Origin of the sequence: Plebeiibacterium marinum (assembly GCF_026013615.1) — a bacterium.
GTDB classification, from domain to species: domain Bacteria; phylum Bacteroidota; class Bacteroidia; order Bacteroidales; family Marinilabiliaceae; genus Saccharicrinis; species Saccharicrinis marinus_A.
Map to the genome: position 1 here is coordinate 1 of NZ_JAPDPI010000098.1, position 3013 is coordinate 3013.

Annotated in this window: 2 protein-coding genes; both read right to left on the bottom strand. The window is 40.0% G+C overall.

The window, feature by feature from the left end; genetic code table 11:
- On the bottom strand, nucleotides 1-635 hold a 635-nt coding region (locus tag OM074_RS20945), incomplete at its 3' end, for a hypothetical protein (RefSeq protein ID WP_301202662.1).
- Nucleotides 636-669: 34 nt separating this feature from the next.
- Nucleotides 670-2991, bottom strand: coding sequence for an LPD1 domain-containing protein (locus OM074_RS20950; protein ID WP_301202663.1), 2322 nt, complete (start codon nucleotides 2989-2991; stop codon nucleotides 670-672).
- Nucleotides 2992-3013: the final 22 nt, after the last annotated feature.

A 3013-nucleotide genomic window follows, 5' to 3' on the forward strand; every position in this document is an offset into this window, starting at 1 on the left:
AATGCAACTGCCGGAGTAACACCATAGTCATCCACTATCTTTTTCAGCTTCGTGTACAATGAATCCGGAACTTCAAACTTGCAAGTACCATTCATTTCTTTGTAAGTCTTAATCAGGTCATTGCTTATGCTTTTAATTTCAGAGGCGTACTTGCTTGTCTTTCGGATAGTCTTTTCGGTAGCAGCCTTTTGAATCACCTTGTACAAAAGCGATACCTGACGTTCAGTTACCTTCTTATTGTGGAAGTTCAGATAACGCCTGATAATCTTTATCTCCAATGGCATCAAATCAACCTCGATGGGTTTTCGTTGTGCTTTTTTGGGTGCTGCTGTTTTCTTTGTGCCTGTCCGTTTTGGAGCAGGTTTCTTGGTCACATTTTTTGTCGATTTTTGTGACGAGGTAGTCTTCTTCTTCACTGGTGTTTTCTTAGGTGCATGGCTTTTCTTTTCTGAATCCTTTAGGTAAGGTTCAACGATTTTGAAATGATTATCCAACATCTCTTTAATGTCCTTATCCTCATTGTAGAAATCGGCAAATGAATCGAACTCTTTATGTGCTTCCTGTGCTGCTTCCGGCAACTTTTTGAAGTCAATATTTTTGGTGGCTTTCTTGTAGTTTTTGATTGTTAATTTCATACTATTTGATATTAAGTTTTTAGTACACTATTTATTATTCGCTGCCCTTCGCAAGGGCTTGTTTCTGTTTAATGCGAATTGCTTTAGCCCTGATTTTAGCAAGTTTCAGTTTGTGCTCTTTGCCCACTATCACACCTTTGTTCACGCTGCCTTTTTCGGTCAGGTCGATGTATTCATCGGCTCGTTTATCGGTAAATGGCTCAAACGATTTAATGGATAAATGCTCCTTGATTGCATAAATCAGGTTATCAAAGCACTTGTTGATGTAAATGCGTTCCTGACCTTGCGGATAAACAGGATGAGAAAACATACCTCCTGATACCAGGTAGTTATTTACCCGATTATTTTCCTTTAGCTTGTCGTACACATAGCACTCGAAGCTTCGTGCAAACATCTCTGCAATATCTTTCCAATAAGCACCTTGAAGTTTGGAGTAATGATAGAGGTAGCTGTCGGTTCTACGTTTCTTTGTCTCGTCAAAATCATTGTAGCTAACCGCTTTACCTTCCAAAGCATAATACCCAAAGCGAAGCATAACAATCAACTGAGCAATACTCTGGTGCATAATTGCATCAGGAACAGCCTTTTTAATGGCTGTTTTCAAAATATCTTTGAACCAATCTTTTGTTGGGGAGGATTTACCGCCAATGAAATACTTCTTTCGATACCCTAAATTTTCAATGATGGTATTCAAATAGCTTTCTGAACGCAATGGTTTGGTTGATAATTCTAAACCATTTAAAAAGTGGTCAAAGAAGTGTCCCCACTCATGGGCTACCGAGCCGTCACCATTTCGTTTGGTCAGGTTGATTAGCTGTCGTGTTGGGTAGTAGGTAGCCATTGCTTTACCACCACGACCGAATGCGCCAAAAGCAATAGCCAGGGCTTCGTTTATGGATAGGTTGATGTCAAGCACCTCGCATAAGTCAACGATGGCTGCAACAAAGTGGCGAATATGTTCCCTGGCTTCATCATCCTTTACATAGTTTCCTAATGTGAGCGATTTAAAATGAAGCTTCTTGATAACCGTGTTTTCATCCGCTTCTTCAATTAATAAACCGCCTGTGCGTTTGATATATGATAGCGGTACTGCTTCTATTTTAGGCTTGCTACTGCTTTTTGATTTGCTTGTTTTCTTTGTTTCTGCCCAGCTCCAATCCGGTTTAAATTCTTTATAAGGGAATTGCTCTTTTATTTGCTCATATTCACGTTTGGCATCATTTATAAATCGAGTACACACCTGAACTACATACTTAACGTAGTCTTCTACAGTTCTAACGCTGCTCAACATTCCCCCCCTAAACGTAAGGTCGGTTTGCTTGTGACGTTTCATATCTGCTGTTGAAGTGATTTGGTGTGCCGAATCAATACAATCGTTCTGACGTTTGATTTTCATTTCCATCAAGTGTTTCAACTTTGCAGCATGAGGCTCTGCCTGCTCCTTTGTTACTCCTGAATATTGATGGGCTTTCATGTAAGTTTCCTTAACCGCATTGGTTGTGCGGTAGCCCTTAATGGTAAAGACAATATTGCGCAGAGCCTTACCGAATATTAATCCAAAATCATACTTGCCAACAATTTCACCATTATTGGCAATGGTTTCGAGCTGCTGTAAATCTGTAATTGTAATGGCATCATTCAAAACTTTTACAAAAGCTTCTGCCATTTTCACATATTGCTCTCTGGCTTCTTTGGTAGATTTATGTGGTTTAGGTGGAAAAGCCTGACGAATCTTTACTTTCAGGAAGGCACATCCTGCATCTGTACCATTTTCTTTTTCTGCCTGTGGGTCAATTTTCGGAAATACCTTATCCTTTTTAACCAGCTCGATGGCGGTAGCTTCATCCTGTTCGATACTGTTTAAATCGCTACTGCTAATAAGCTTGTTGTACATGGCTTGTTCTTTTCTGGAACCATGAACACGCTTCCCGGCATCTTTAAATTCTCGGTTCTTTTGCTTCTCCTGTAAAGCTTTCTCGACTTCTGTGTCAATATCCCCAAGCTCATCGTTGGGTGTTGCTAAGTTGGCGCAATAGTTTTCGTATAAAGACCATTCATCGCTGATAATATAGAATCCATCATCAGGACCAGGCTTGTATCCTTTCTTTGTTTTGTAGCCATTTCTCCCTTCAATGAACCCTTGTTTGGGAAGAATCCAAACGAAGTCACCGCTCTTAGGGTTATAGCGTTTGCGGACAATGTTCGTTTCCTTCTCAAAACCCTTATAGATAGGCAAAGCATTGACATTAACGCCCTCTTTAAAACCATTGGCTAATATGGCAGCCTTTGATTTTCCTTTGGTGCGAATATCCTTGTGGATGGCTTTGTACTTTTTATAAAACTCCTTTTCCGTCATAGTATGGTCTTGATTTTAGGAT